Genomic DNA, 3,382 nt, shown 5'->3' with positions numbered 1-3,382 from the left:
ATACATTTCTGGGGGAATAATGGATTCTCCTGCTTCAAATTCCATCAATAAACTACCTTAATTATAGAAAATGGGCTTGCCGTGGTAGCGTTCTGCGCCGCGCATAAAGTGGGCCCCGTGACCAATGACCAGATCCGCACCAGCATCAATGGCTGCGTGCGCTGCCTCAACCACAAAGTCAGCCGGTTGGTCAGCATACCAATCAGCACGAGCGCCCTCGTGCGTATGCAAATTGAAAAAGACAAAGTCACTCCGACGTTTGGCATCAGCAATACTTGCCTTTAAAGCAGCCAAGTCAACTGGTTCAACTTGCGTTTTAAAAGCGGCGGTGGTGGCTTGTTCAAATTTCAAGTGAGATTGGAAAAGTGAGCCGAATTCTAAAATATTTGCCGGCGGTTCTGGCCACCGCTCAATTCGGCGCCCTTTTGCGGCACTTTCTGTGAGACCTAAACTGTCGGCAATCCGCTGCAGTTGGTCAAATTGTTCTGCCGTGACTTGATAAGTTTCTGACCAACGTAGCGGATTAACGCCTGGACGTGGTGGGACACCATTGCCACCGTTACTAGCAATAAAAACATCTGCACGCGTTGCTGTAGCAGTTACAAAGCCAATCCGACCATCTGCTGCATCGTAAAACTTTGGTAGCCGTGCCTCATCTAATGAACCCGCAAGACCACCAGCGATTAGATGATGGGCTTTTGCAGCTGTCAGCGTATCCTGCATCCCTGCAATCCCAAAGTCACCGCTATGGTTATTGGCAAAAGATACCAACTTGATGTTTAATGCCTGCAATTCCGCTAAAGTTTCTGGCCGTACAGCTGTCACATAGCCACGTCCTGCTGCCACAGTCGGCTCTGGATTTGGTGTTGTAAATTCCGCATTGGTAAAGACTGCATCAGCGTTATGCAACTGCTCGACAAGTGTTGCATCTAATCGATTCGCTAAATTACGACTTGAAAAGAGTGCATCACCAGTTAAAATAATTCGCATATTTCCCCCTATTTTGTCAAAGCCGAAAGAGGCTTTTCAACTGACATTTTACCTGGATAATACTGCTTCAACCATTTCTGAATGGTTGGTTCATGATAAAGCGTCACAAGTTTTTGATACTGTTTATCATGTCGATGTTGTTTGTTGGTCACAATCACATTCACATTTGCTCGTGTGTTTTGGTCCAACTTTTCGTGAAAAATAGCATCCTTAAAGACATTTAATTTGGCTTGTTGCGCAGTGTTGTTATCAATTGCCACGGCAGCAACACCTTGATCGTGAAGTAAAGCTGGCGTTGTGGTCGAGACGACAGGTTTGATATTAAGTGACTTCGGATTGTCGACAATATCGTTTGGTGATACTAGATCATCAACTGCGTGTGGTTTTAGTGTAATGAGGCCAGCTGATTCTAGTAGTTTCAACCCACGACTTTCAGCAGCTGGATCATTAGCAATAGCAATTGTTGCGTGATCTGGTATTTGGTTAATCGTATGATAGTTTTGTGAATACAGGCCCATTGGCTGAATATAACTTGTGCCTAATGCATAGACCTGGTTTTTAGGATTAGCTTTGTTATAAGTTACATAGTAAGCATAGGATTGGAACGCGTTGGCTTGAATGGCGTTATCAGCAAGCGCACGGTTTAACGCAGCCGAATCTGTAAAATCTTTGACCTCAATCTTTAAACCGGCTTTTTTTGCTGCTTCAGAACTAGCAATATGCTGCCAAACAACAGTGTCACTTCTCTGTGATCCTAATACTATCGTTGTTGCTGTTAGCGTTGTATCCTTCTTGGCGTGAAAAAACACGGCCCAAATGGTTAGGACCAAAACCACCCCAATACTTAATAAAGTCATACCTTTTTTCATTTTTTCTCCTTGTGCTCATCCTATGGTGAATACTGTTCATTACTCATAGTGTGCACCGCCAACATCGCTTATTCATGATAAATTCTCCTGTCAGTTAAAGTCATATTCTAGTTTAATTCAGCCACAGCGTCAAACATTCTGTTTGAAAAAGCTATTTTGGCTTTGGCGCACCAGGCCATACAGCTATTTCACCAGTACCACTCTCGTTATTGATATAGTTGGCGACATTATCGGATTGATAGGCCTTTACTAATTTTTTGATGGCGTCACTATTTTTCTTGTCTTTCGTGGTGGCAATAATGTTAATGCCACCTTGCGTTCGCTTATCAACGGGTTGAACATAGATCGCTGACTTGATTGACCGACCTGAACCGACAACAAAGCTTGGATCAATTGAGGCAAGATCAACTTCAGGCAATGTCCGAATTAACTGATCCGTCGCAAGTTCTTTAAATTGCAGATTTTTCTTGTTTTCAATAATGTCTTTAACTGTGGGGTCTTTGACATTTGGCGACAATTTAATTAAGCCAGCTGATTGTAAAACCAGCAAAGAACGCCCTTGCGTCACCTTACTATTTGAAATCGCAACGATACCATTTTGAGGAATAGCATTAACCGACTTGTGCTTATCTGAATAGAGTCGGCCAGCAACTAAAATCGTTTCTCCGACAGGTACAATATCTGTTTTATGGGATTTGTTCCAATCGTTTAAAAAGATGTAATGTTGAAAAGCATTAGCATCGATATCCCCAACTGCTAAGGCAGCATTGGGTTGCGTATAATCACTAAATGTTTTGATTTTAAGTGTTAGTCCCTCTTTTTTAGCATTATTTTTAATGATTTCCCATTGCTTATCTGTTCGTTTATCACCCGCCATAATACCGACTGTTACGGTTTCTGGTGATTGAACCGTTGACTTTGGGACAAAACTTGCATAGCCGAGACCACTGAGCACGATGATAGTTGCTGCGCTGATCAACCATTTATTTCTTTTTTTCATGTTCTAATAAACTCCTCGTTTTAACATTTGATAGATTTGTAAGACAACCATTAATAACGGCTTATCAAAAGTATGTAAAAGACACATTCGGGTCTGTACCAAACCACAACCCAATAACGTACTGAATGCACGATTAATATCGAAAAATCTGATTGGAGTTACTTTTTGCATATATGAACGCCTTTCGTGAATTAAATGACAAAAATTTTGGTTAAAAAAAGTCCTGTAATCTAAACAATTAGATTACAGGACGACGAATCGTGTTACCACCTGATTGTATGTGTCAATCAAAAACACACCTCATGCCGGCCATACAGGGATTGAAACAGTATGAACGGTTACGCGGTATCGGACGCACCCGCGTATCACTAATGCAATGCTGATGCACTCATAATACGATTAACTCCGAGACCATTATTCGGTCATTCACGTTGTTTACTTCCACCAAACGTAAACTCTCTTGCTAACGCTACATGCCTACTCATCTCTTTTTCGTTGATTAAAAATTTACATGATTAAAATG

General features: G+C 41.7%; 3 protein-coding genes. All 3 read right to left on the bottom strand.

Annotation, left to right across the window (positions count from 1 at the left end):
* Nucleotides 1-57: 57 nt before the first annotated feature.
* The 3 genes from ACW12G_RS07170 to ACW12G_RS07160 all read right to left on the bottom strand — a co-directional run bounded on the left by ACW12G_RS07170 (nt 58) and on the right by ACW12G_RS07160 (nt 2,859).
* A complete protein-coding gene (locus ACW12G_RS07170; RefSeq protein ID WP_455647628.1) occupies nt 58-990 on the bottom strand; it encodes a CapA family protein in 933 nt (310 codons plus the stop codon).
* Nucleotides 991-998: 8 nt separating this feature from the next.
* Nucleotides 999-1,859 carry a MetQ/NlpA family ABC transporter substrate-binding protein gene (locus tag ACW12G_RS07165; RefSeq protein ID WP_455647627.1) on the bottom strand — a complete coding sequence of 287 codons (861 nt, stop codon included), beginning with the start codon at nt 1,857-1,859 and terminating at the stop codon, nt 999-1,001.
* Between the two features lie 151 nt (nt 1,860-2,010).
* Nucleotides 2,011-2,859, bottom strand: a complete 849-nt coding sequence (locus ACW12G_RS07160; protein WP_455647626.1) for a MetQ/NlpA family ABC transporter substrate-binding protein — start codon at nt 2,857-2,859, stop codon at nt 2,011-2,013.
* Nucleotides 2,860-3,382 lie beyond the last annotated feature (523 nt).

Source organism: Leuconostoc sp. (assembly GCF_965300815.1).
This window is presented reverse-complemented; position numbering and strand designations above follow the sequence as displayed.